This is a genomic window from Vibrio sp. 10N.222.54.A3 (assembly GCF_041474095.1).
GTDB lineage: Bacteria > Pseudomonadota > Gammaproteobacteria > Enterobacterales > Vibrionaceae > Vibrio > Vibrio crassostreae_C.
The window spans coordinates 1-26,361 of sequence record NZ_JBFRTN010000111.1 but is presented as its reverse complement, the minus strand read 5'-3'; the positions used below and the strand labels follow the sequence as shown (position 1 = coordinate 26,361).

Here is a 26,361-nt window from a genome sequence, read left to right as displayed (position 1 = left end):
TGTTACCCGCACGGCCAGTACGTCCGATGCGGTGAACATAATCTTCTGCTTTAAATGGCATGTCATAGTTCACAACTTGTTCTAGCTGCTGAATATCAATACCACGAGCTGCCACGTCGGTTGCGATCAACGCACGAACTCTGCCTGACTTGAAATCGTCTAGGGCTTTTTGACGCGCACCTTGGCTCTTATCGCCATTGATTGATGCCGCTTTAATGCCGTCTAACTTAAGCTCTTTAACGAGAGCATCAGTGCCCTGCTTAGTCTTTGTGAACACCAACACTTGTTGCCAGTTTTTTGAACCAATCAAATACGCTAATAGCTCACTTTTACGCGACTTATCTACCGGGTAAACCATCTGTGTTACGGTTTCAGCGGTGCTGTTTTTTGGCGTAACTTGGATTTCACTTGGCTTCTGCATCATACGGTGTGCAATCGCTTTGATTTTGTTATCAAACGTTGCAGAGAAGAACAGAGTTTGACGCACTTCGTTCATGCGAGAAAGAATACGCTTGATGTCAGGCATGAAGCCCATATCTAACATACGGTCAGCTTCATCCAGTACCAGTACTTCCGTTTGGCTCAACATGATGTTTCTAGTGAACATGTGATCAATAAGACGACCAGGCGTCGCGACAAGAATATCTGCGCCACCGCGTAAGTTATCAGTTTGCACCTTCATGCTAACGCCGCCGTAAGCCACCACGACTTTAATGTCGGTGCCCTTTGCGTAGCTAGTTAAGTTATCGAAAACCTGTTGTGCCAATTCACGAGTTGGCACTAATACAAGCGCACGAACGAGCTTAGGGTTCGGAATAACGTTGTCTTTTGTCTCGATTAATCTTTGAATAATCGGCAAACCAAACGCAGCCGTTTTACCTGTACCCGTTTGAGCACCAGCCAGTACATCTTTGCCTTCTAATACCAATGGAATTGCTTGTTCTTGAACACTGGTAGGAGCCGTAAAATTAAGCTCAGACAACGTGGCAAGAAGATGCTCAGATAATCCTAGTTGGTTAAAAGATTTTGTAGATTCAGACATAGTATGATGCTCAAAGATTAAATAGGTGCGGATTGTAGCAAACCTGCATTACGCTGTTTACCTTTCCTTTTGATTTTTCTTCATTTGAAGCGCATTAAACTGCTTAGCTTCCTCTAAAACGTTGGGATAAAGCTCATTAAAGTGACACTGCAACGTATCATAGTGACGTTCGAGGTCATCGTAACATGCCTCGAGCATACCGAGCTTAGGCCTTCTCAACGCCATTCGCTGCAACACCACCTCTATAGATGACATGTCTTGATAGCTCTCTAACCATCTATGCTCAGCCATTTTCTGATGAACCATAACGAAATTTTCAGGCCAGTGTGGCTCTTGATGTTCAAAGATCTGCTCATGGCTATCTAAACAAAAACGCTCTAATGTCTGCTGTGAAAACTGATCCCAATGATTGGCTAAGCAGTGATCCCAAAATACATCGAGTGCGATAGGCGCAAAGCGTCGTGTTTGGTCTGAGAAAAGTGATTTTGCAGAACGAGATACATCATGACGATCAGTATAGCTATCAACAAATCGATGAAGCCTAATACCGTCAGAAAGGGAATCAGAATAGTGTTTATTAGGGTCGCCTTTAACAAAATCACCTAACAGGTTACCTGCTAAGTTGCTGTTACAGTGCTTGGCGATGTGAAGGTGTGCGAGAAAGTTCATTGAACCTCATTAAAGTATCGAGAACTAAGTAACATGGTAAACGTACTCGTTTATCTTCGCGAACTTTAATGAGGATAGTTTTGGTATGACGTGTGAGCGAATACGATTTGCTCAGTTTAGAATTGTTTGCTTTGAGAAGCTTTAGCTAAGAAAACTTTTAGCTTTAAAACGTTTCAGTTGAAACTGAATTAAAGATCTTAAAAGCTTAGTTCGAAGACTTGAAAAGCTCTTCTGCTAACTGTTTCACTGTCTGCTCATAGTCAGACAAATCAATGCCAATTTCCATAGCATCTAACAACTCTAGACTTTCGTCATTATAAGATTGGTCACTCATTGTGCCCCCTCTATTCCTTGATGTGGACATGATGTCCGATTAACTAGTGCACCATCTTGAACTTATATTATGTCACTTTGATGAACGCACTCTACTCTACCCATTCCATATTCATAGCTTAAAGCTACTCGCGATCATTAACGCTTTTTTGCGCTAAAGGGGTATACGCGAACGACATATGTACTGCCACCTTACACCAAGTACAACAAATTACTCTATAAATTTTGAAACCGATCATGGTCAAACGTTTGCTTTGCTCATTTGAATGCTGACACGCCCCTTTGTGTAAATATTAATTTACAGTGGATGTTTTTTATTACAATAAGAATTGCATTTGGAATTAAATTCAATCAGAATACTTCAAAATCGAGATATTCTTTGGGTTTATGCGCTTAAGCTAGAAGAATTACAATGAAAACACACCCTAACGTAAAGAATTATATACAATGAATAAATCAAAGGTTTTTGGTAGTACTTTGATCATTGCAGGCACAACCATTGGTGCTGGCATGCTCGCTCTTCCACTTGCTTCTGCAGGTATTGGCTTTTCAACTTCACTTTTCTTGATGCTGGGTTTATGGGCGTTAATGGCTTTTACTGCGCTATTAATGGTAGAGCTTCACCAATTCGCAGAATCTGACGCTACCCTACACACGTTAGCTCATACCATTTTGGGGACAAAAGGAAAGTGGATTGCGAGCTTCGCGGTGATGTTTCTTTTCTACGCTCTGTGTGCGGCATACATAGCTGGCGGCGGTGCGCAATTTAACCAACGAATTTCGGATATCGCGGGTATCGAACTTAATGCTCAAATCACCACGCTTCTATTTACCCTATTAGTTGCCGGCGTTGTTACGATTGGTACACACAGTGTTGATAAAGTTAACCGCGTTTTGTTTGGCTTAAAGCTTATCGCGATGGTTTTGGTACTCAGCTTCCTAGCGCCAAACATTACCTCTCAATACTTAATGAGCATGCCTTTACAGCAAGGCCTGATTGTTGCGGCTATTCCGGTTGTGTTTACCTCTTTTGGTTTCCACGGCAGCATCCCATCAATTGTTCGATACCTAGATGGTGACGTTCGTTCTTTACGTAAGGTAATGATTATTGGCTCGGCACTGCCTCTGGTTATCTACGTTTTCTGGCAAAGTGTTACTTTGGGCGTGATTAGCCAAGAGCAGTTGTTGTCTGACACAAGCTTGGGCGCGCTATTAGTCTCGCTGTCGCAAACGGTTCATCAATCCAACCTAAGCGTGATCGTCGGTGTGTTTGCGGACCTTGCACTGCTGACATCTTTTATTGGTGTGAGCTTGGGCTTATTTGAATTCATGGGCGACTCACTGAGCAAGAAACTAGGTAACGCAAAACGTGTTAAGACAGCTGCTATCACCTTCTTACCGCCACTGGGGTTTGCCTTATTTTACCCACAAGGCTTCATCATGGCTTTAGGCTACGCAGCCATTGCACTTTCAGTGCTCGCGATTCTGTTACCAACAGTGATGGTCTACAAGGTTCGTTACACTGATTTCTCTGTCAAACCACAATCTTCAGAAGCCAGTTACCAAGTGTTAGGCGGTAGCAAAGCGTTGTTTTTAGCAGGTAGCGTTGGCGTATTTATCATTGCGATTCAAGTTCTTATTTCAGTAGGGTTACTGCCTTCTTTAGGCTAACAAACCTATACAGAACTAATTTACTTGATTCAGATCTCATAAATGACATATCACTATCATTAATTTTCACAATTAGTCGATTGAAGTCACATTTTTATTGAGGTCGGTTATTTAGAGTCCACGGTAAAGGATTTACCGTGGAGTTTTTATGAAAGAAGTACAATTTCGAACGATAGACAAACTGTTTATTAAGATGTCGATCAACGACAAGTTTTGGGTCATTTTCTTAATCTTTTTTGCCGCTCTGGCAAGCCTAGCTGGACTGAACTACGTCAACAAAATGGAACACATTGACGTAACTGCAAAACAGCAGGTCGAGTATCAACTGCAAGGCATTTTATCAGCATCAGACTCCCCGGCATCTGTTCGCTCTGTTAGCCAGCAAACTCGCGCTCAACAAACCACTATTTCAAATAATGGTTCTGTGACTGCCACAGCACTCGCACAAGATGGCAACTACTACTCACTTACCGTTTCAACTAACGATATACAGAATCAAAAGCAGCAAGCACTGTACACTTTATTACTGAGCTTCTTGTGGTGTGTGCCTTTTGGTCTTTTCTGCTACTGGGTAGCGACTTTCCTAGGCGGCGCACTTTGGGTTCTTTATTCAACGACTCAAAAGATTGGTGATGGTGACTTAACATCACGCCTTGGCTTCCACCCTGGCCGTGATGAGTTCGGCACGATTGGTTGTGCGCTTGACCGTTCAATGGACACGCTTAGTGAGTTAGTCAACAACGTAAACCACAGTGCAGCAACGCTAAGCGAAACATCGGCTTCTTTCGAAACTGAGATGAAGCGCAGCGAAACACAAATCATGAGCCAAAATGCCTCTCTAGACTCTGTAGCGACAGCAATGGATCAGATGACAGCTTCGGCAAATGAAGTCTCTAACATCTCTGCACGCTCAACTGAACAAACAGAACAAGACGCGCAGCAAATCAACGATAGCCACGCGAAGGTTCAACAGGCAATCTCGGAAATCACCACCCTTTCTTCTTTGATTGAGCAAACCTCATCTTCTGTTACTAGCTTGAATGTGAATACGAGCCAAATTAACGAGGTCATCACGACGATCAATGCTATTTCAGAGCAAACTAACTTACTTGCTTTAAATGCCGCGATTGAAGCCGCTCGTGCGGGCGAGCAAGGCCGAGGTTTCGCTGTTGTTGCTGATGAAGTAAGAACACTGGCAAGCCGCACTCAGTCGGCTACTGTAGAAATCCAAGCGATGATTGAACGCTTACAGCAAGAGAGCCAAAATATCGCGAAGATCACCGAACAGACGGTTGACCAAGCGCAAACCAGTAGCCAGTTGATTTCAAACATTGGTCACGACGTAAACTCGATTGCAGATTCAGCTCAAGCACTAATGGACATGAGTATCCAAATCGCAACATCAGCCGATGAGCAAAGTAACGTTGCCAATACGATTGCAGCAGAGCTTAACGATATTCGAAGCCAATCCGATGTGATTAAAGACGTGGCTCAGAATTCTTCAAATGGCGTATCTAGGCTAACAGAAGCGTCGGTTTCTCTATCTCAGACATTGGCACGCTACCGAACTTAAGGATCAACTGGTGAACTAGCGGCGTGAATTGAAAACAAACTAATGAGGACTCGTAATGGGTCCTTTCTTTTTGGCTTTTGTTTAATAACATTACAAGAACCATGGTCAATAACGATGACATTATCAATTACCATGAAGCAAGTCGCAAAGGAGAGATTAAGAAGTGTCAGAACTGTCTAATATTCGAGCTTAGGAGTAATCTAATTGAACGGGTCTTTTTTCGCTTACCCCCTTGCTGCAGGTGACACATAATGAATAAAACAGAAACACCAAACACCGACGACATTACATGCCCTTTATGCCAACACGACGAGTATCTGCTTTCAGAAAGTGGAGAAAAGTTTACTTGTGCATCTTGCGGTTTCCACACCAAACAATTTAGTAAGGTAGTCAGACTTCAACTAAGCTCTACCCCACCAAAGCTGCAGAATTCGATATACCACCATTTGAGCAGTGCTTGCCATTAATCCAAACTGAAATTTCTTCTAAACTGTAGATATCCTGAGCCGCGAGTTCTGCTGAGTCGGCTTCGGGATCTACGATTGCTTCATCAATACTCGGGCGTAATCGAAACGATTGGATACCCGCGCGAACACCAGCCTCAATCCCTTTCAACGTATCATCCACGTAGATGCACTCATTTGGCAGAAAGCCCATGTTCATGGCCGTGTACATGATTAGATCAGGCTCTGGCTTCCAGCTGTTAGCATCAAAAGCTGAGAACACTTTGCCTTTGAAGTCGTCTAGCATGCCTGTCATCGCCAATGAAGATTCAACTCTAGATTTTGGTGCATTGGAAGCGATACAAAACTCGATATCTTGTTGTTTGAGAAATTCAATAAGTTCGATAGCTCCATCCATCGGCTTTAAATGACGCTGGAACAGTGCTTGTAATTCAGTGCGATATAACGGTTCAAGTGTATCAATCGAGATAGATAACCCAAGACGTTCTTGTGTATCCATTAAGATGTCGGCTAGCTTCCCGCCTTGAAAGTGCGCATAGCAGTCGTTGACGTTTAGCTCCGCTCCAAAGCCAGTGAAAACGTTCACCAAAGCTTGGCAGCACAGCTTTTCACTATCGATAAGTGTTCCGTCACAATCGAAAATCACACATTTAGTCTGTTCTAACCGCATAGGTATCTCACTCAGATTGAATCCAAGTTTTATCTTATAGTGTTCTTTCAATGCGCGAGATGATTGAGGTAACAGTTTGCAGATACAGGCTTATTTCTCTTCGCGAAATATCGAGTTGATCACTTTATCGCTCAGCATAAGCAACAGTTTTCATTAAATTAACCCAGATTCTACGAAACCAAATACTGCGAGGTTTACATAAGCTACTCAATTTCAGGAGAAAATATAAATCACTACTTCCTAGCCGGATCGTGGTGAATCGATAAAAAAAATGGCTTATAGGCTACTCAGATAGAGCGACAATTAGCTAACAACCGACTCTTCTAAGACTTTAGCTTCAAGCGAAGGTGAAGACGCATATTCTACAATTCCAGTATCGGGGTACGAATCTCGGATAGCGACAAACTCGGATAAGTGTTTCAGTAGCAATTTAGTTAGCTGAGGATCAAACTGGTAGCCACACTCTCGCTCAAACAAATCGACCACCATCTCTAACGGCCACGGTTCTTTGTAGCAACGTGCACTAAGCAGCGCATCAAACACATCGGCTACGGCAGTGATACGAGCAAACAGGTGTATTTCATCACCCACTTTTCCATTCGGGTATCCAGCACCATCCCAACGCTCGTGATGTTCGTTAGCAATGATTGCCGCGAGGTTGGTAATATCACCCGCTCCGCTCTTTAGTAAGTTATAGCCAGCCGTAGTATGAAGCTTCATCACCTCCCACTCTTGGTCGGTTAATTTCCCAGGTTTATCCAAGATTGATTCAGGGACTGAAATCTTACCCACATCGTGCATTGGGCTGATGATCTCAATCATCTCGACCTCGCGATGGCTCAAGCCACGATACTTAGCAAGCAGTGCAGACAACTTGGCTACACGCTTAACATGATTACCAGTTTCGCCAGAGCGGGTTTCAATTGCCTCTCCGAGAACATGAATCATATCCTTTTGGATATTCAAGGTCTGTTTCTGAAGCTTTAAGATTCGTTTGTTCTTATTCGCCAACTCTTTCTTTTGGCGCAGAGTGACAAATTGCATCAAGATGATCAGGCTCAAACCCGCAATCACCATCGACAGCCCCAATAACAACTGGAAGTTTTTGCGAATAAAGGATGAAGGCTCGTTAATGAAAACCGCTTCGTCAGGTAACGCGTTTGCACTAATCCCGTATCTCTTCATTGCAGGGTAATTGAATACAAAACGTTTGTTGTCTCCGGGAGTTAACGGTGTAGTAAAACCAAGTGGAAGGTATTTATCCAACGCATCGACGGCCTGTTCACCCATGCTTTGTGAGTGATTAACGTAACCACCGAGTACATCACCCGAAATATAGAATTGCCACAAAGCAAACACCGGAGCAGCACTCGCTTTTGACAACGTATCCGCAATCTCTTGGTAAGTGTGATAAACCCCTTGCTTTAACTCGGTGTTGTAATGACTGAGCAATACCGCATCGTCCGCAGAGATCCCTTCCAAAAATTGGCTCGTATGCTCCAGCGACAAGTCGCGAATTTCTACGAGATTGATATTTGAAAATTCAGCCATCATTTTGTTCATTTCTTTATGAATCAATTCAGACGTGACACTGTAATCATTTACAAAATAGAGATTCTTTAGATTAGGTCTTAATTTGGAGATCAGCTTAATATTAACGTCTATCTGATCGTTCTCGTAAAGCACAGTTGCTCTGTCAGACACCGCGTACATGTCGGTGCTGAAATCATAGATGCCGGCTGCAACGACAGGTGTGGAGCGATCAATCAAATTAGGCAGAGATTCAAGAAAATTGGCTGCGTTATCGTCCGTCGCAATTACGCCATCAAATTTATAACCTGCATACTTCGCACGTAAGTAGTTCGCGAGAGAGTCGTAATACTCTGGGCTGTGGACACGCTTTGAATCCAAATACTCTATTGAGAGTTTAACTTCGGTTTGAGACTGGCTGAACGCACTGTCTATCCCTTTTTGGAAGTCAGCAGTCCATTGATAAGAAGGTTCGTATGAGTGTAAAACTAGGATGCGTTTAATATCCCAGTCGTTAGCAAAACTGAGTGAAGAATAAGCGCTAACACATAATACAGCGATTGATATCAATAGCTTGTACATACAATACCCTTTAAATAAGACGGGGTATTGTACTTAGATTAACGCTTTGTCAAAGAATCTTTAGTTCTCGATCCATACTTTATCGCAAGAAGCATGATCTTGTGCCCAAAAATCGTGTAACTGCTTAGCAAAGTTGTTGATACTTTGACCATTTTCAGCAACGACATCCGAGATCAATAGGGAACCATCCGCTTCTGTGACGATAGCGCTCGCCACAACTTCACCGTTTTGAGTACCAATATATAATACATGATCGTCAGAAAGCATAATTTGGCTCAAGAACTCAAGCATGTGTGCCCTTTCGATTTCATCTTGGTAAACGCTTGCTTGGTTGAGTGAAAATAGCACGGTCAATTTATGGAAATCGACTTTATGCAGTTCATCAATTTGGGAAGGAGTTTGATCTTGTGCTAGGAGTTGGTATGTCTTGGATGGAAGTTTGCTTTGATAAAGTTCACGGCCGAGGAGGCTCTCTTTTGCGGGGTAAGCAATATCGAGCTGACTAAATAGCCATTGGTTTTTCTTGTGTGCAATTTCAGGTATTTCGTTATTCATTCTTTTAGTACCTACGGTTAGTATCCCCAAATATCGCAGTTATTTGGAAGACATACGGTCGGCTGAGGTGCCGAGCTACAAGCAGAGAGCATACAGAGCATGACCAAGGCCAACAAGTACTTTAAATGCTTCATATTTTTCATTATCCAACAACATCCTTTAAGAACTTAACGAAAAGCTCTACACTCGTATCCAAGCTTTCAATATCCTTATAGTAAACAGAACTATATAAATAAAAAGGACTTCTTATGAAAAAAGCCTTAATAGCAGCAGGTATCGTGACAATGTTAGCTGGCTGTTCGGACAACGAGGTTGGCGACGTCTCACTGGGTTTCTTCACAATGAAGGATATCAAGATGTCTTCATTAGATGACGATAAGATCGCGGGTGTTACCTGTCATATCGCATCAATCGAAGCAAACCTTAGCCTTTCTGATCCAAGTGATAGCTCTATATCTTGTCGTCAAACAGGTGAAATTACACCAGAAATGATTGCTCAAATAGACAAGAGTAAGTCTGGCGAAGTGGTATTCAAGCAATCGAAAAGTATCTTCTTTAAAACAATGAAGGTTCGTCGTATCTACGATGCAGAGAATCAGTCGCTGCTCTACTTGTCTTACACCACCAAAGAAACAGAAGGTAGCTTCAAACACAGCCTTTCAACTGTTCCACTATGGGGTACAGAGGCTTACGTTGATCCAGCGACGTTAGTACAGCCTACCGAGTAGTTTCAAACATATAGTTAGTTGAATCACCTGTACAGACATTGTGCAGGTAATTCAAAATGTAATAAAAATGAAAGAAACAGAAACAAAATGTGATATCATGCGGCAAAATTTTTTCACTGTATTTTTCATATGAAGTTTCCTGGACAGCGTAAATCTAAGCACTACTTTCCAACTCACGCACGTGATCCGTTGGTCAACCAAATTCAACAAACGCCTAAGCTTCACCGCGCAACGATTGTGGGTGTTGGCCAAACGATTGTTGATATCGAAGCCCGTGTTGACAACGAGTTCCTAGAAAAATACGAGCTTAGTAAAGGTCACTCACTGGTATTGGAAGAAAGTAAAGCAGATGCGCTGTATGAAGAGTTAGTAGAGCGCGGTTTGATCACGCATCAATATCCTGGCGATACTATCGGCAACACACTGCACAACTATTCCGTACTTGCGGACAGCAAATCTGTCCTGCTTGGCGTAATGTCTAAGAAGATTGAAGTTGGCTCATTTGGTTATCGTTACCTTTGCCGCACTTCTTCTCGTATGAATCTAAACCACCTTCAAACTGTTGATGGTCCAATTGGTCGTTGTTACACGCTGATTTCTGAAGATGGCGAACGTACGTTTGCAATCAACGAAGGCCACATGAACCAACTTCTTCCAGAAAGCATTCCTGAAAAAGTCTTCGAGAAAGCTTCTGCATTGGTTGTGTCGTCATACCTAATGCGTGGCAAACCTGAAGATCCGATGCCAAAAGCGGTACAAAAAGCGATTGAATACGCGAAAGCGCACAATGTGCCTGTTGTACTAACACTTGGTACTAAGTATGTGATCGAAGGCAACGCTGAATGGTGGCAAGAATACCTGAAAGAAAACGTAACCATCGTCGCGATGAACGAAGATGAAGGTGAAGCGCTAACGGGTGAAAAAGATCCTCTATTGGCTGCTAACAAGGCACTTGAGTGGGTTGACCTAGTTCTATGTACTGCAGGCCCTATTGGTCTATACATGGCAGGTTACACTGACGAACCAGCGAAACGCGAAACCACACTGCCATTGTTACCGGGTAACATCCCTGAGTTCAATAAATACGAATTCAGCCGTGCGATGCGTAAGCAAGACTGTAAAGACCCAGTAAAAGTGTACTCTCACATTGGCCCTTACCTAGGCGGCCCACTTGAGATTAAGAATACCAATGGCGCTGGCGATGGTGCACTTTCAGCACTACTTCACGACATGGCAGCAAACAGCTACCACCACGTGAATGTACCAAACTCAGAGAAACACGAGCACGCTTGTCTGACGTACTCTTCACTGTCTCAAATTTGTAAGTACGCAAACCGTGTAAGCTACGAAGTGTTGACTCAGCACTCTCCTCGCCTTTCTCGTGCACTGCCTGAACGCGAAGATAGCTTAGAAGAAACATACTGGGATCGTTAATCGGCCATATTAGGTAGTTACCTCTTAGAGGTTAACGCCAAGTGAGATTACCCATTCCTTGAAGGGCTGCTATATGCAGCCCTTTTTGTATTCAACGCCAATATAATTGCAACTGAAGGTAATCAGAACGAATATTTTGCTCGTTTAAGATTTGATCTCGCGCAATGACTCTTTAGATCTGTTATCTTCCAGCACATAATTCGTGTGGTTTGCCTTTACTTGGCAAATTTATACAGTACTATCGCCACGCAAACGTTTACGTACCGCCTTTCGGTTCTGATATAAGGATCAAATATGCTGTCTGATATTGATATTTGTCGCTCTACTCCCCTTAAAAACATCAGTGAGGTTGCCAAGCAAGCTGGCCTGCACCACAACGAACATCAGCCATTAGGGCAATTCAAATCTAAAGTGTCTCTCACGTCACTTGAACGCCTCGCCAACCAACAAGATGGTAAATTAGTCGTAGTCACGGCGATCACACCGACACCTCTTGGTGAAGGCAAAACCGTCACTACTATCGGATTAGCACAAGGCCTCGCAGAGATTAACCAATCTGCAATGGCCTGCATTCGCCAGCCTTCAATGGGTCCGGTATTTGGTGTAAAAGGTGGCGCTGCGGGTGGTGGTTACTCTCAAGTTGCCCCTATGGAACAATTAAACCTGCACCTGACGGGCGATATTCATGCTGTTACGGCCGCTCACAACCTCGCCTCTGCCGCCATTGATGCACGTTTGTATCATGAACAACGGGAAGGCTTAGAGGCGTTTGAAGCGCGTTCTGGCTTAAAAGCCTTGGATATTGACCCAAGTAGAATCGTTTGGCGACGTGTACTTGACCATAATGATCGCGCATTACGCATGATCACGGTTGGCAAGAACGAAGCAGACAAAACAATTAACGGCTTTGAGCGAGAAGATGGATTTGATATCTCAGCCGCTTCTGAACTAATGGCCATTCTTGCTCTAGCCAATGACCTTCAAGATTTGAGAAAGCGCATCGGACGAGTGGTACTTGCTTACAACAAACAAGGCTTGCCGCTAACCGCAGATGACTTCAACGTTGCAGGCGCAATGACCGTGACCATGAAGGATTCTATTGAACCAACATTGATGCAAACCCTTGAAGGCGTTCCTACCCTAATTCACGCCGGGCCTTTCGCGAACATCGCACATGGTAACTCTTCAATTATTGCCGATAAAATAGCGTTAAAGCTGAGTGACTTTGTGGTAACTGAAGGTGGTTTCGGCTCAGACATGGGCTTTGAGAAAGCGTGCAACATAAAAGCGAAAGCGTCGAACAAGAAGCCCGATTGCGCTGTGGTTGTCGCAACCTTACGTGGATTAAAGGCTAACTCTGGTTTATACGATTTGAGACCGGGCACTCCGTTACCTGATTCAATCTTTAATGATGACCAAGACGCGCTTGTTGCAGGGTTTGAGAACCTAAAATGGCACATCACTAACGTTAAGCAATACCAAGTGCCTACAGTTGTTGCGATTAACCGATTCCCACAAGACTCAGCTCAAGAGCTCGATGCTTTGAAACAGATGATCACCGACTTCGATCCAAGCGTTAGCGTTGAAGTAAGCGAAGCATTTGGTCAAGGTGGCGAAGGGGCGACTCAACTGGCTCACGCCGTGGTAAAAGCTTGCCAAAAACAGAGTGGATTTAAGCCTTTGTATCACTCAGAGCAAAGCCTAGAAGAAAAGCTGATGGCAGTCGCTGAAGTTGGCTATGGCGCAGCAAGTATTACGCTATCTCCACTGGCTAAAAAACAACTGGCCGAATTCAAACTGCATGGCTATAACGACCTATCGGTTTGTTTAGCAAAAACACCATTATCGATCTCGACAGAAGCACACGTAAAAGGTGCACCAATCCAATTTGACGTGCCCGTTAGAGAACTAAAATTGTGTGCTGGTGCTGGTTTTATTTACGCGTTGTGCGGCAATGTGATGACCATGCCAGGCTTGCCTGACAAACCGGCGTTCATGTCGTTAGATATTGATAGTAATGGAAATATCGTCGGCCTAAGCTAGCTGCCCTTAGTTAGATAATCGGCAATTAATCGCGATTAATTTAGCTTAGGTTTCGGAGCAGTGTTCTATATTGAGCAATCATTTACTAACGAAGTGATTGCTCAACAATCAAGCTTAACTGCAAAAAGTTGCACTTAAATCGTAGTTATATGCGAATCTTGTCTTAACTTCTCGGTCAAGATCACATTAAAAACCCTATAAAATATATAGTATTGCGCTGATTCTTTGAGGACAGTGATGAATACAAGTATAAAAAAACTAGTCAGCCAATTTCTATGTACCATCTTTGCCCTAGGACTAGTCCCTGCCCTCTACATCAATTCTGAACTTGACAGAATTGATGCTCAGCACACTCTAAATATTAAGCAGTCTAGCCAAAATCAAATCGAATACAGCTTTCATGAACTCGCTGTTATTGTTGAGCAAATCTCTAACTCTGTTCCGTCAATCGCCGACTCTCAAACACTACTCCGAGCGATTCGAGAACCTTCTATTATCCATAAAGAAACCCTGCAAGATCTTTGGGTGATGTTAGCTCGTGGCCAAAAATACTATTCCCATCTTCGTTACCTCGATCTAGCTGGCAACGAAGTGTTTCGCGTTAATTATAAAGACAATCAAGCAATCGTGGTTCCAGATAGTGAACTGCAGAACAAGTCTTCGCGTGATTACTATGAGGTACTACAGCAATTAAAGATTGGTGAGATTAGCTCTCGCGGTATTGATCTTGAAGTCGAAAACGGAGAGATCGTTCGCCCTTTGATTCCAGCGCTACGCATTATGACGCCAGTCGCTGAAAACAACCGCATTATTGGTTACTTCATCGCAAACCTGAACATGCTTGAGATTTATAAGCGCCTTCACTATCAAATTGGTGCATCTTCTGCTGTTCCTATTATTCTCAACAAAACCGGACACATAATCATGGGGCCGGATCCTACGGAATCTTTCGGACATGTAATTGAATCACGTTCAGAGCAGACTTACGCAAAGTTATACCCTGAGCTTTGGACTGCGATTCAAGACAAGACATCTTCGAGCTATTTCGATGGTGAGAACTGGTATTTTCATTCCGACATCAGCCCTAAAATCAAACAGTTTGAAGGCCCTATTTACATGGTTCTTCACATTGAAAATCAGCAGTTCAGCAGTCAATACCGAGAAGAAAAACAAGCGATCGTCGTTCAGATCATCACCTTGTCTTTCTTGATTTCGATGATCTCCGCTGGCTTCGTATTGTGGAACAGCAACCACAAGAAGAACAGTATCGAGAGCCAACTTGCTAAGGCCGCAATGAATGGCATGTCTGCCTTGGTGATTACCGACAGAAACAACCGAATCATCAAAGTAAACCAAGAGTTCACCCGTGTGAGTGGCTACGAGTTAGAAGACGTAAAAGGCCGCCAACCGTCCATGTTTGCCTCTGGTCGCTACAACGAAGAGTTCTACATCAAGATGTGGAGCATCATCAAAGAGAAAGGCATGTGGGAAGGCGAAGTGGTTAATCGTCGTAAAGACGGGTCTTTGATCACGGAAATATTGCGAATCCAAACCATTAAAGACTCGAAAGACGTGATTCAGTTTTATGTCGCTTCATTTGTGGATATAAGTAAACACAAAGAGCTAGAAAACAAACTGAGAAACCTGAGTGAAAAAGATGCCTTAGCTGGGTGTTGGAACCGCCGTAAATTCGATCTTGAGCTGCGAGATGAGTGCTCTCGTGTTAATCGTTACCCTACTCGCGAACAGTCTTGTTTAGCGATTTTGGACATAGACCACTTCAAACGCATCAACGACAGATTTGGTCACGATTATGGAGATCGCGTCATTCAAACCGTTGCTCAAGTATTACAACGAGAGTGCCGAGAAACTGATTTTGTGGCTCGTATTGGTGGCGAAGAGTTTGGCGTTATTCTGCCTCATACCACAACAGAAGAAGCTGAGTATGTACTTAACAGATTGAGAATCGCAGTCAGTATTGAGCTCGATAACGTGGTGACGGTCAGTGGTGGAATTACCAACCTGACCAACGACCCTGCTCTTAACTACAAGTGCGCCGATTTAGCACTTTATGAAGCCAAAGCAGCAGGTCGAAACAGTGTGTGCCTGTTCCTAGACAGCGAAATGAGCGAAATCGCCTAACAGAAAATCAGTATTGTTCCGCTAGGCTATTAGTTTGGCGGTTTAACAACCCAATCCTTGCAATCAGCTTGGTGCAGGATAGAACTCTAGTTTGTTCCCCTCTACCACTAGAATACAATCCATGTTCGCAGCATGAGCAGCCTGCTTACCTAGGTTCGTATCTTCAAACACAACACACTGCTTTGGCTGCAAACCCATACCAAAACACGCATCTAAGAAAGTATCCGGATTTGGTTTGTGATTCTTAACGTCTGTTGCTGTCACGAGAATATCGAGCTTACTCAAGATCTCTGTCTTATCCAGTAACTGTTCGGCACTTTTACGTTGACTGCCCGTTCCGACTGCAATCTTCTTGTTACCCAGATGCTCTAACAACAGAGAGTGAGTACAAGGGATAACGTCTCCTTTGTCTTCGATAGCCGCAAACGACGCCATTTTAAACGTAGAAACCGCTTGTGGGTCGAGCGATAAACCGTATTTGCTGTTCACCTCACCGGCTATCTTATAACTCGGCATGCCACCTAAGCTATGCAGCCAAGACGCTTCAAAATGAAAGCCAAACTCTTCAGCCGTTCGCTCCCACGCCTTTACATGTGCAGGCATTGTATCGATCAACGTACCGTCCATATCAAAGATTAATCCTTCATATGCCGTTAAATCTATTTTCATCACTACTACCACTCTTAAATAAAGTTACTGATACCATAACCAATATTCAGTATCATGGCGCCATATTACCGTTCAAAATGGATGTTTATGTTACAAATATCTAACTCTGTTTCGATTCAAGACTGGGAACTCCAGTTAACAGCGATCAGAGCACAAGGAGCCGGCGGTCAGAACGTCAATAAAGTATCGAGCGCGATACATTTACGTTTTGATATCAAGCACTCTACCCTACCTGACTTCTATAAAGAAAAGCTCCTCGCACACAAAGATAGCCGCATCACCAAAGACGGTGTGATTATCATTAAAGCGCAACAGTATAGAACTCAGGAACAAAACCGAGATGATGCTTTAGTGCGCTTGAAAGAATTGATCTTGGAAGCGACAAAGGTTCAAAAAGTAAGACGAGCAACTAAGCCGACGCGTGGCTCTCAGAAAAGACGTTTAGAAAGCAAAAAACAAAGAAGCACCACCAAACAGCTGCGTGGAAGAGTGAGCTGATGGCTTCATGCCCTCAGAGAACACATTACCCTAGAAGTATCTGTCAATTTGACTAACGAATCGATCTATTACGCTGTTTATTTGAAAGAAAGACTACTGCTTCTTTTTGACCGACAAAATCAGCTTGATCAACAACAGGCGCTCTTCGCTGGTCAGCAGACGACTGACCGCAGCTACATCTTCCGCTGTTACTTGTGATGCGCCAACAATATCAAGCACCACATCCAAATCCGTCACTTTTAAGGTTCTAGTGATTGAACGATACTGAGACATCTTGATGTCCGCCTCTCCGCGTTCAATCCTTTGATAGGTTTTTAAGCTCATTCCTGCACTCGAGGCTAACTTTTCTTGAGACAAGTTGGCTTGTTTCCTACGCTCAATCAGCGCCAATATTATGGGTTCTTGTGACATAAGCTCATCCTCAAAAGACAGTTATGTCCTAAATTCAGCAAGAAGCAGACCATATTGACTTGTGATGGTTTACATAAGCCATCAAAGGCATATTATTCGCTTGATAAAACCGTTACGTTTCATAAACCTTCACACTGATATCAGTTGTGAACGTACAGGCTAGGTAACTTGAGTATTCAAGTGTTGGGAAATAATAAAAATTGCATATTGCGAATAAGAAAGACGTCAAATTGGAAATTGCGAATCGCTATACATTGGCATTTCCTTGCATTAGTCACGCATTAGAATCAGACAATCCCCGCCCAGAAATTATTGCAATACAACATAAGCTACTCACGTACAAAGAGGTGTTGCTGCACGGGAACATGTTGGAAGGTAAGGAATTAAAGCAAGCTTTTTCTGCATTGAACGAAAATGAAAAAGGTGTGGCTCAAGGTGGGATTAAAAGCATCAATGCTGCGATAAAAGAGATGGATGAGATTCTAGAAAGATACAGCCGTAAAGCGGTTATCGAGCTGAGTAACTAGTTCTACAAGCAACTAACCAACTGCACACCTGCAAAAGTAAAAAATAAAAAATCGACGCTATCTTTAAATAAAGCGTCGACTTGTTCAAAACATTGAAGATCTAACGTTTAACTGCTTTTCTAACACCAGCAATCAACATCAGCATCCCTAGCAAACCAAATGAAATACCTCCGCCACTGCTACCAGAGCCAGTTGACGCACTTGTCCCAGCAACAGCAACTCGTTTTGCCTCTGTCGCGGTAAACTGGACAGTTTCCGTGCTATCATTTACCCCTTTAGTTACATCCGTAATCCAATCTTTATAATCATATACCTCTGTAAATACAGATGTTACGCCGATGTCATCACCGCAAGTAGTCGGCCCAAAACTCGTTATACCGACCTGTTCATATGTAGAGCCATTTTTCCAAAACACCGGACCACCAGAATCGCCTTGGCATGTACCCCCGTATAAGCCATTATTCGGTCCGTTACCGTTGAAACAAATTTGTTTATCAGTGACTAACGGACCGAAAACAGCTTTACAATTAAGAGTATCAACATATGTCAGGTCAACTTGTTGTAGCAATGTCGTACCATCAACATCAGTCTCGATGTCACCATGGCCAACTGCAACGAAATCATTCGCAGCATTAAGGTATGTATCAAATTGAGGGATAACAGTTTCAGCTGAGGATTGAAGGTTAAGAGAAGCTTCTAACTTTAAAATCGCAATATCATTTCTTAATAGTTGATTGATACTGTTTGAATAATCCGTTCGATAATACACCTCAGATACTCGTACTTTCTGGATGCTACCGTTAGGGAATAGAGAAGTATCTTCCAATTGAGGAACAACTACCGTGAAAAGTTGAGCATTCTCATCACCATAAATACAGTGTGCAGCAGTCAGTACATGATAGTTATCTAAAATTGTCGCACCACAGTAAGGGCCTGTTGAGTAAACACCGTCATAATCAATACGATCAATGAACAAGCTTGCCATCGAAGGAAATTCCGTGACTGAAGCGTCGCTACCATTCACAATATAGGGTGTTACACCCAAATCAGGAGTACTTTCGTCCGTGTTTTCCGTTGCCATAACACTTGATGTGTAAATTAATGGCGCTAAAAGCCCTAAAACGGCTTTACGAACCGGACTCATTGTATGGTTTACGTTCATAGTTAACTCCTTGTAACCCCTACTACTTATTTACAAAAATGATGAATCGTCACCATAACACGTCACAATCGTGATTATAGTAAGTATTTGTAACGATATCGCCACATATCTCATTTTATAAACGAATTTTAAGTAACCGTTGTTAGTGGGTAACGTTAAAAGCAATACGTTACCAAAGACATACGCTACCAAAATCAAAAAAGCCTACCGTTAGGCTTCCCAATAAAGAGAAGCAAACAATAGGCTTTCATTTAGCTTAGTGGTTTCTCTTAAAAGAGATTAGCCACGATAGTAACGCTGAGGTACGAATGGCATTTTTTCTACTGTCATTGGTAGCTTCTTGCCACGAACTTCAGCGAATACTTCAGTGCCAATAACCGCTAGGTCAGTACGAACGTAAGCCATAGAAACAGGCTTGCCCGCGTTAGGACCCGCAGTACCACTTGTTACAACGCCAATCTTGTTGTCTTCAGCATCGAACAGCTCAGCGCCTTCACGTACTGGTGCTTTAGTCTGACCAACAAGACCAACACGCTTGCGTTGAACGTCTTTAGTCGCGATTTGCTCAAGGATGATATCAGCGCCAGGGAAACCGCCTGCACGTTCACCGTCAGTACGACGCACTTTTTGGATACCCCATAAAAGGCTAGCTTCTACCGGCGTTGTTGTTGTATCTAGATCGTGACCGTACAGACATAGACCACACTCAAGACGAAGTGAGTCACGAGCACCAAGGCCAATCCACTCTACTTCTGCTTCTGATGTTAGTTTACGAGCAAGTGCTTCAGCGTGATCGTTCGGTACTGAGATTTCGTAGCCATCTTCACCGGTATAACCACTGCGGCTTACGATGCACTCTACGCCTTCGATATCGACTTTTTGAACATCCATGAACAGCATGTCTGCAACGCTTGGTTGGAAACGAGCCAGAACTTCAGACGCTTTCGGACCTTGAAGTGCTAATAGAGCGTGGTCATCAATCACTTCCATTTTTACGTCTGCAGGAAGGTGAGCCGTTAGGTGGTCGATATCTTGTGTTTTACACGCCGCGTTCACAACAACAAATAGGTGATCGCCAAGGTTAGCAACCATAAGATCATCCATGATGCCGCCCTGTTCATTAGTAAAGAAGGCGTAGCGCTGCTTACCAGAAGGCAGGTCGATAATATCTACTGGAACCAGAGATTCTAAAACAGCGGCTGCATTTTCACCGTATAGACGCAGTTGCCCCATGTGAGAAACATCAAAAAGACCAGCAGCGTCACGAGTGTGTAAGTGCTCTTTCTTTACACCTAGTGGATACTGAACTGGCATGTCGTAGCCAGCAAAAGGAACCATTTTTGCGCCGACTTCAACGTGAAGTGCATGCAGAGGTGTTTTTAGTAGGTCTTGATTAGCGTGTTCTTGAGTCATTTTATTCTCCATGAAGCGTTGCAGGCTTTCCAAATCGAATCTGCCGCTTATATCTCTATTTAGAGTCGCCCTAACGATAGTGATTACCGTTAGAAACAGTAGATAGTAAAAAGTGATGTCTTTTATATAGGTTTATAAAGCTAGCGTTATAAAAACAGACAGCAGTACAAAAAATCTACAACTCACTTTCTAAGAATTCACTTCAGTAAACTTCAATCAACATGAGTAAACCGTGTTCACTATAGTAAACAAGCCTGAGTCAGTTTTACACCCTTAACAAGATTAAAACAGCTCAAAATGTGATATTTAACAATTTAAAAACAACTTTCAGTCGCATACAAAAACGCGATATTGATGCTTTTCACACCAACATCGCGTCTTTTGGCAAACGTTAGAAACAAAAGCAAACGTTTGCATTCACTATAAGAAATTCTAACTTTGTTAACTTATTTTGCAGTCACCCACAAAATCAGTGCATCTTCTGTACTAGTAGAAATCAACATATGCCCCATGTTGGCGTCGTAATACATGCTGTCACCTTCGCTCATGGGTACCGGCTCATAGAATTCTGAGTAGAACATCACATCACCAGAGATCACCATCAAGAACTCCTCACCATCGTGGCGAACCCAATCGTTATACTCTTCAAAGGTGCGTGCTCTCACTCGGCTCTTGAACGGCATCATCTTCTTATTCGAAAGTTCTGTCGCGAGCAGTTCATGCTCGTAAGTCGGAGTTGGGTGAGGTTTGCCCTGACCTGCTTTAGTTAAGTCACGACGTCCTGTGGCAACCTTTTTTCTTGGTGGCTCAAAGAGTTGCGGCATATCAATTTGCAAACCCATAGCCAATTTCTGCATCGCTTGGAACGTCGGTGAGATTTGTTCGTTCTCGATTTTACTCAGCGTAGAGCGCGCCAAACCAGTACGTTGGCTCGCCTCTTCTAACGTAATGCCCAGCTTGCTGCGGATATCTTTAATACGCTGGCCGAGCCTAAGTGGTTCGATATTCTGATCTAACGTCTCTTTCGCCAACGTTAAAGATGGGTACTCATCATAAATGTCTTCTGACATAGGTCCCTCATTCATTTCTTACTTCCTGTCTATTGATTTCATTGTTGCATGAAGCGCTTTGTTGATTAAAGAGCACACAGGGAAATAAAGCGTGCTCCCTGTAGCAAAACGAGAAAATCTGTTTCCTATTGGAAATTTTTGTTGAAAATTGATTTTATCGGAGCTATGTTATCGACTTGTTAGATGAAGAGATGCTACTTCAGCTTGCAGCAAGTGATAGATTTAACATTTGTAAGAGCTGTTTTTTACCCGAAATTTTTGGGAACCAATTCGTGCTGCATTGACCCTACAACGATCGCTTTGACGCTATGGTCGTATAAATAAGAAGCAACGCACTATTTATACACCTATATAACGCAAACGATACCGATGCAGAAATCAACGTAAGACCTAATGGACTATAAAAACAATCACCATTAGCTTAATGAAAGGTCTCGACAATGAACGCTTATCAAAACCATAGCTTAGACAGTTTTTTCTCTACGAACCTATCTGCGACTGACGACGCAGTATTTGCTGGAATCCAAGCAGAGAACACTCGTCAAAACGAACAAATCGAACTTATTGCTTCTGAGAACATCGTTTCTAAAGCAGTAATGCAAGCTCAAGGCACTTGCCTTACCAACAAATACGCAGAAGGCTACCCAGGTCGTCGTTACTACGGTGGTTGTGAGCACGTAGATACAGTAGAAGCTATTGCGATTGAACGTGCTAAACAGCTATTCAAGTGTGAATACGCGAACGTACAACCTCACTCAGGTGCTCAAGCGAACGGCGCAGTTAAACTTGCCCTACTTCAACCTGGCGACACTATCCTAGGTATGTCTCTTGACGCTGGTGGTCACCTTACGCACGGTGCACGCCCTGCGCTTTCAGGCAAATGGTTCAACGCAGTTCAATACGGCGTAGACCGCGACACTCTTGAAATCGATTACGAAGCGGTACGCGCTCTCGCTATCGAATGCCAACCTAAAATGATTATTGCAGGTGGTAGTGCTATCCCACGCGTTATCGACTTCGCTAAATTCCGCGAAATCGCTGACGAAGTTGGCGCTATCCTTATGGTAGATATGGCACACATCGCGGGTCTTATCGCGACAGGTGCTCACCCTAGCCCACTACCACACGCACACGTTGTTACAACAACAACGCACAAAACACTTCGTGGCCCACGCGGCGGTATGATTCTGACGAACCACGAAGACATCAACAAAAAGATCAACTCTGCAGTGTTCCCTGGCCTACAAGGCGGCCCACTCATGCACGTTATCGCGGCTAAAGCAGTGGCGTTTGGCGAAGCACTTGGCCCAGAATTTAATACTTATATTGATTCAGTGATCGACAACGCAAAAGTTCTTGCTGAAGTGTTGCAAACTCGCGGTTGTGACATTGTGACTGGCGGAACAGACACGCACCTAATGCTGGTTGACCTTCGTCCTAAGGGCTTGAAAGGTAACGTAACTGAAGAGGCATTAGAGCGTGCAGGGATCACATGTAACAAAAATGGTATACCATTCGATTCAGAGAAGCCTATGATTACCTCTGGCATTCGTTTAGGTACGCCAGCTGGAACCAGTCGTGGTTTTGGCACTGAAGAATTCAAACTTATCGGTGAATGGATCGGCGATGTACTTGATGGCTTAGTTGAAAGCCCTGAAGGCAACGCTGAAGTTGAGCAACGTGTTCGCAAGCAAGTTAAAGAGCTTTGCAAGCGCTTCCCTCTTTACCGTTAGACCGTTTTTAAGATTTAAATTAAAACCTCATAAATTTTTGGAGAATAAGCAATGGACAATACACTAAAGTTTGCAGACAGCCACGAGTGGGTAAAAGACAACGGTGACGGTACTGTAACTATCGGTATTTCTGAGCACGCTCAAGAGATGCTAGGTGACGTTGTGTTTGTTGACCTGCCTGACACTGACGACGAAATCGAAGCTGGCGAAAGCTTCTCTCTAGTTGAGTCAGTGAAAGCTGCTTCTGATATCTACGCACCAATCTCTGGCGAAATCGTAGAAATCAACGAAGAATTAGAAGATAGCCCAGAGCTAATCAACGAAGAACCTTATGAAGGTGGCTGGATTGTTAAAGTGAAGATGTCTGATGCGTCTGAACTAGACAACCTTAAAGATGCGGAAGAATACCTAAGCTCTATCGAAGAAGACTAATAGGTAACCTCATTACGATAAAGCTGCTCTTTTGAGCAGCTTAATTTTAGGGGCTAGCTCACGGCTCCAGAGAGAAAGTAGAACATATCATGACTGAATTACTTCAAAGCCAATTACTGAAAGACCTGGGTACTCAAAACGAGTTTGTTGCTCGTCATAACGGCCCAAATAAAGCAGACCAGCAAAAAATGCTTGAAGCGATCAACGCGACTAGCCTAGACGCACTGATCGACGAAACGGTTCCTGCACAAATCCGTCTTGAAAAACCAATGACACTTGCTGCGCCACTAAGCGAAATGGACATGCTGGCCTCTCTTAAAGAGATCGCTAACCTAAACCAAGTGAAACGTACTTTCATTGGCCAAGGCTACTACAACACATTCACTCCAAACGTTGTTCTACGTAACGTTTTAGAGAACCCAGGCTGGTACACAGCTTACACACCATACCAACCAGAGATCTCTCAAGGTCGTCTTGAAGCTCTACTAAATTACCAACAAATGGTAATGGACCTTACAGGTATGGAAATCGCGAACGCGTCTCTTCTTGACGAAGCGACAGCGGCTGGCGAAGCAATGACACTGTGTAAGCGTGCTGGTAAAAGCAAGAGCAAAGTATTCTTCGTTGCTGACGATGTTCACCCTCAAACACTAGAAGTTGTTAAAACTCGTGCTGAGTACATCGGTTTTGAAGTAATGGTTGGCGCTCTTGAAACACTTCCAGAGCAAGACGTATTTGGTGCATTAGTTCAATACCCTGGTACAACGGGCGAAGTTCGTGACCTAACAGACATCATTGCGAAAGCTCAAGCAAACAAAACTCTAGTAACCGTTGCTACTGACCTACTCGCATCTGCTCTACTTAAGCCTGCTGGCGAAATGGGCGCAGACGTAGTAATCGGTTCAGCACAACGTTTCGGCGTTCCTATGGGGTACGGCGGTCCACACGCTGCATTCATGGGTACTCGTGAAAAGCATAAGCGTACAATGCCAGGTCGTGTAATCGGTGTTTCTATCGATACTCACGGTAACCAAGCGCTACGTATGGCAATGCAAACTCGTGAGCAACACATCCGCCGCGAGAAAGCGACATCGAACATCTGTACAGCTCAAGCACTTCTAGCAAACATGGCGTCTTTCTACGCGGTTTACCACGGTGCAGAAGGCCTACGTACTATCGCTCGTCGTACACACCACATGGCAGCTATCCTAGCGGCTGGCCTGACTAAAGAGGGTTACGAGCTAACAAACAACAGCTTCTTCGATACCATCACAATCAACTCTGAAGAGAAGACAGATGCACTGTACGCGAAAGCACAAGCAGCAGACATCAACTTGCGCCTTCTTAAAGGTAAGATCGGTATCAGCTTAGATGAAACAACCACAGTCGACGACGTGAATGCCCTATTCGCTATCTTCGACGTAAAAGAAGACGTTCAAGCGCTATCTTCTGACATTGCATCAAATGAGTTTGCGGCAATTCCAGAAAACTGTCGTCGTGAATCAGAGTTCCTAACTCACCCAGTGTTCAACACGCACCACAGCGAAACGCAAATGATGCGTTACCTAAAACAGCTTGAGAACAAAGACTTCTCACTAACGCACGGCATGATCCCACTGGGCAGCTGTACGATGAAGCTGAACGCTGCTGCTGAGATGATTCCAGTAACATGGCCTGAGTTTGGTTCAATTCACCCATTCGCACCTCTAGAGCAAGCGGCGGGTTACACAGCACTAGCAAAAGATCTTAAAGAGAAGCTATGTGAAATCACCGGTTACGACGATTTCTCACTACAGCCTAACTCTGGAGCATCTGGCGAATACGCAGGTCTAATCGCGATTCAACGCTACCACGCAAGCCGCGGTGAAGGTCACCGTAACGTTTGTCTGATTCCAAGCTCGGCGCACGGTACTAACCCTGCAACAGCATCAATGGTTTCTATGAAGGTAGTGGTTGTTAAGTGTGATGAAGATGGCAACATCGACATGACAGACCTAGCAGCGAAAATCGAGAAGCACAAAGAAAACCTATCAAGCATCATGATCACTTACCCTTCTACGCACGGCGTATACGAAGAGCAAGTGAAAGAAGTGTGTGAACAAGTACACGCAGCGGGCGGTCAGGTTTATCTAGACGGCGCGAACATGAACGCTCAAGTAGGTCTAACTTCACCTGGCTTCATCGGTTCAGACGTATCTCACTTGAACCTACACAAAACATTCTGTATCCCACACGGTGGTGGCGGTCCAGGTATGGGTCCTATCGGTGTTAAATCTCACCTAGCACCTTTCCTACCAGGCCACATCGAAAATGGTGTACAAGGTTCTGACTACGCGGTATCAGCGGCAGATCTAGGTAGTGCTTCAATTCTACCTATCTCTTGGGCTTACATCGCAATGATGGGCGAACCTGGCCTAACAGATGCGACTAAAGTTGCGATTCTGAACGCGAACTACGTGATGGAAAAACTGCGTCCTCACTACCCTGTTCTTTACCGTGGTACTAATGGCCGCGTAGCGCACGAATGTATTATCGATATTCGTCCACTAAAAGAAGAAACAGGCATCAGCGAAGAAGATATTGCTAAGCGTCTAATGGACTTCGGTTTCCACGCGCCTACGATGTCTTTCCCAGTAGCTGGCACGCTAATGGTAGAGCCAACTGAATCAGAAGATTTAGAAGAGCTAGACCGTTTCTGTGAAGCGATGATCGCAATCCGTCACGAAATGGCAGCTGTGAAAGCGGGTGAATGGCCACTAGACAACAACCCTCTAGTGAACGCACCACACACACAAGTTGACCTAGCTGGCGCAGAATGGGATCGCCCTTACTCTCGTGAACTTGGTTGTTTCCCATCTAAAGCAACGAAGAACTCTAAGTACTGGCCTACTGTTAACCGTGTAGACAACGTATACGGCGACCGTAATCTAATCTGTTCTTGCCCAAGCATCGATAACTACGAAGACTAATTCGTAGCGGCTCTATGCAGCAAAAATCGAGTAGGAGGAGG

22 protein-coding genes are annotated in these 26,361 nt (G+C 43.8%); 11 read left to right on the top strand and 11 right to left on the bottom strand.

Annotated elements, in window-relative coordinates; translation table 11 throughout:
• From AB4507_RS19985 to AB4507_RS19975, 3 genes are all read right to left on the bottom strand, one after another.
• Positions 1 to 1,042, bottom strand: a 1,042-nt coding sequence (locus AB4507_RS19985; protein ID WP_372134455.1) for a DEAD/DEAH box helicase, incomplete at its 3' end; no start/stop codon positions are given.
• Between the two features lie 57 nt (positions 1,043 to 1,099).
• A complete protein-coding gene (locus AB4507_RS19980; RefSeq protein WP_017059830.1) occupies positions 1,100 to 1,711 on the bottom strand; it encodes an ACP phosphodiesterase in 612 nt (203 codons plus the stop codon).
• A 205-nt stretch (positions 1,712 to 1,916) separates the two neighbouring features.
• Positions 1,917 to 2,045: a hypothetical protein gene (locus AB4507_RS19975; RefSeq protein ID WP_017059831.1), complete on the bottom strand. Its 129-nt coding sequence runs from the start codon at positions 2,043 to 2,045 to the stop codon at positions 1,917 to 1,919.
• Positions 2,046 to 2,491: 446 nt separating this feature from the next.
• Here AB4507_RS19975 and AB4507_RS19970 point away from each other — a divergent pair, with 446 nt between their 5' ends.
• Together AB4507_RS19970 and AB4507_RS19965 are read left to right on the top strand one after the other, a co-directional pair.
• Positions 2,492 to 3,715 (top strand): aromatic amino acid transport family protein, encoded by a 1,224-nt coding sequence (locus AB4507_RS19970; RefSeq protein WP_017059832.1) that lies wholly within the window; start codon positions 2,492 to 2,494, stop codon positions 3,713 to 3,715.
• Between the two features lie 148 nt (positions 3,716 to 3,863).
• A complete protein-coding gene (locus AB4507_RS19965; protein WP_017064641.1) occupies positions 3,864 to 5,288 on the top strand; it encodes a methyl-accepting chemotaxis protein in 1,425 nt (474 codons plus the stop codon).
• Between the two features lie 408 nt (positions 5,289 to 5,696).
• Here AB4507_RS19965 and AB4507_RS19960 read toward each other — a convergent pair whose 3' ends face one another.
• The 3 genes from AB4507_RS19960 to AB4507_RS19950 all read right to left on the bottom strand — a co-directional run bounded on the left by AB4507_RS19960 (position 5,697) and on the right by AB4507_RS19950 (position 9,089).
• Positions 5,697 to 6,422 (bottom strand): HAD-IA family hydrolase, encoded by a 726-nt coding sequence (locus AB4507_RS19960; RefSeq protein ID WP_372133335.1) that lies wholly within the window; start codon positions 6,420 to 6,422, stop codon positions 5,697 to 5,699.
• A 303-nt stretch (positions 6,423 to 6,725) separates the two neighbouring features.
• A complete protein-coding gene (locus tag AB4507_RS19955; RefSeq protein ID WP_372133332.1) occupies positions 6,726 to 8,534 on the bottom strand; it encodes an HD domain-containing phosphohydrolase in 1,809 nt (602 codons plus the stop codon).
• Between the two features lie 60 nt (positions 8,535 to 8,594).
• Complete coding sequence (locus tag AB4507_RS19950; protein ID WP_017064644.1) at positions 8,595 to 9,089, bottom strand: hypothetical protein; 495 nt, start codon at positions 9,087 to 9,089, stop codon at positions 8,595 to 8,597.
• Positions 9,090 to 9,337: 248 nt separating this feature from the next.
• Between AB4507_RS19950 and AB4507_RS19945 the strand changes: the two genes are divergently transcribed.
• From AB4507_RS19945 to AB4507_RS19930, 4 genes are all read left to right on the top strand, one after another.
• Complete coding sequence (locus tag AB4507_RS19945) at positions 9,338 to 9,817, top strand: CreA family protein (RefSeq protein WP_017064645.1); 480 nt, start codon at positions 9,338 to 9,340, stop codon at positions 9,815 to 9,817.
• A 129-nt stretch (positions 9,818 to 9,946) separates the two neighbouring features.
• Positions 9,947 to 11,251: an inosine/guanosine kinase gene (locus tag AB4507_RS19940; RefSeq protein WP_017064646.1), complete on the top strand. Its 1,305-nt coding sequence runs from the start codon at positions 9,947 to 9,949 to the stop codon at positions 11,249 to 11,251.
• Between the two features lie 294 nt (positions 11,252 to 11,545).
• Complete coding sequence (locus tag AB4507_RS19935) at positions 11,546 to 13,294, top strand: formate--tetrahydrofolate ligase (RefSeq protein ID WP_372183186.1); 1,749 nt, start codon at positions 11,546 to 11,548, stop codon at positions 13,292 to 13,294.
• 237 nt (positions 13,295 to 13,531) lie between these two features.
• A complete protein-coding gene (locus AB4507_RS19930) occupies positions 13,532 to 15,436 on the top strand; it encodes a diguanylate cyclase (protein WP_372183184.1) in 1,905 nt (634 codons plus the stop codon).
• A 63-nt stretch (positions 15,437 to 15,499) separates the two neighbouring features.
• Here the strand turns inward: AB4507_RS19930 and AB4507_RS19925 are convergent, their stop codons facing one another.
• On the bottom strand, positions 15,500 to 16,105 hold the full coding sequence (locus AB4507_RS19925; protein WP_017069882.1) for a beta-phosphoglucomutase family hydrolase: 606 nt from the start codon (positions 16,103 to 16,105) through the stop codon (positions 15,500 to 15,502).
• 87 nt (positions 16,106 to 16,192) lie between these two features.
• On the opposite strand from AB4507_RS19925, the gene arfB reads away from it, so the two are divergent.
• Positions 16,193 to 16,603: an alternative ribosome rescue aminoacyl-tRNA hydrolase ArfB gene (gene arfB / locus AB4507_RS19920; RefSeq protein WP_017059842.1), complete on the top strand. Its 411-nt coding sequence runs from the start codon at positions 16,193 to 16,195 to the stop codon at positions 16,601 to 16,603.
• A 93-nt stretch (positions 16,604 to 16,696) separates the two neighbouring features.
• On the opposite strand, the gene AB4507_RS19915 is transcribed toward arfB, so the two are convergent.
• Entirely contained in the window at positions 16,697 to 17,014 is a 318-nt protein-coding gene (locus AB4507_RS19915) for a helix-turn-helix transcriptional regulator (protein WP_017059843.1), read from the bottom strand.
• 200 nt (positions 17,015 to 17,214) lie between these two features.
• Here AB4507_RS19915 and AB4507_RS19910 point away from each other — a divergent pair, with 200 nt between their 5' ends.
• Positions 17,215 to 17,541, top strand: coding sequence for a hypothetical protein (locus AB4507_RS19910; RefSeq protein ID WP_029236416.1), 327 nt, complete (start codon positions 17,215 to 17,217; stop codon positions 17,539 to 17,541).
• 100 nt (positions 17,542 to 17,641) lie between these two features.
• Here AB4507_RS19910 and AB4507_RS19905 read toward each other — a convergent pair whose 3' ends face one another.
• The 3 genes from AB4507_RS19905 to AB4507_RS19895 form a co-directional block, all read right to left on the bottom strand.
• Positions 17,642 to 18,703, bottom strand: a complete 1,062-nt coding sequence (locus tag AB4507_RS19905) for a trypsin-like serine protease (RefSeq protein ID WP_136981868.1) — start codon at positions 18,701 to 18,703, stop codon at positions 17,642 to 17,644.
• Between the two features lie 279 nt (positions 18,704 to 18,982).
• Positions 18,983 to 20,116 (bottom strand): glycine cleavage system aminomethyltransferase GcvT, encoded by a 1,134-nt coding sequence (gene gcvT, locus AB4507_RS19900; protein WP_372183183.1) that lies wholly within the window; start codon positions 20,114 to 20,116, stop codon positions 18,983 to 18,985.
• A gap of 446 nt (positions 20,117 to 20,562) precedes the next feature.
• A complete protein-coding gene (locus tag AB4507_RS19895) occupies positions 20,563 to 21,186 on the bottom strand; it encodes a helix-turn-helix domain-containing protein (protein WP_017059847.1) in 624 nt (207 codons plus the stop codon).
• A 440-nt stretch (positions 21,187 to 21,626) separates the two neighbouring features.
• Here AB4507_RS19895 and AB4507_RS19890 point away from each other — a divergent pair, with 440 nt between their 5' ends.
• The 3 genes from AB4507_RS19890 to gcvP all read left to right on the top strand — a co-directional run bounded on the left by AB4507_RS19890 (position 21,627) and on the right by gcvP (position 26,320).
• The gene (locus tag AB4507_RS19890; protein WP_017072175.1) at positions 21,627 to 22,919 is read left to right on the top strand and encodes a serine hydroxymethyltransferase; all 1,293 of its coding nucleotides are present in this window, start codon (positions 21,627 to 21,629) and stop codon (positions 22,917 to 22,919) included.
• Positions 22,920 to 22,970: 51 nt separating this feature from the next.
• On the top strand, positions 22,971 to 23,351 hold the full coding sequence (gcvH, locus tag AB4507_RS19885; RefSeq protein WP_017072176.1) for a glycine cleavage system protein GcvH: 381 nt from the start codon (positions 22,971 to 22,973) through the stop codon (positions 23,349 to 23,351).
• A gap of 89 nt (positions 23,352 to 23,440) precedes the next feature.
• Positions 23,441 to 26,320 (top strand): aminomethyl-transferring glycine dehydrogenase, encoded by a 2,880-nt coding sequence (gene gcvP, locus AB4507_RS19880; RefSeq protein WP_372183181.1) that lies wholly within the window; start codon positions 23,441 to 23,443, stop codon positions 26,318 to 26,320.
• Positions 26,321 to 26,361: the final 41 nt, after the last annotated feature.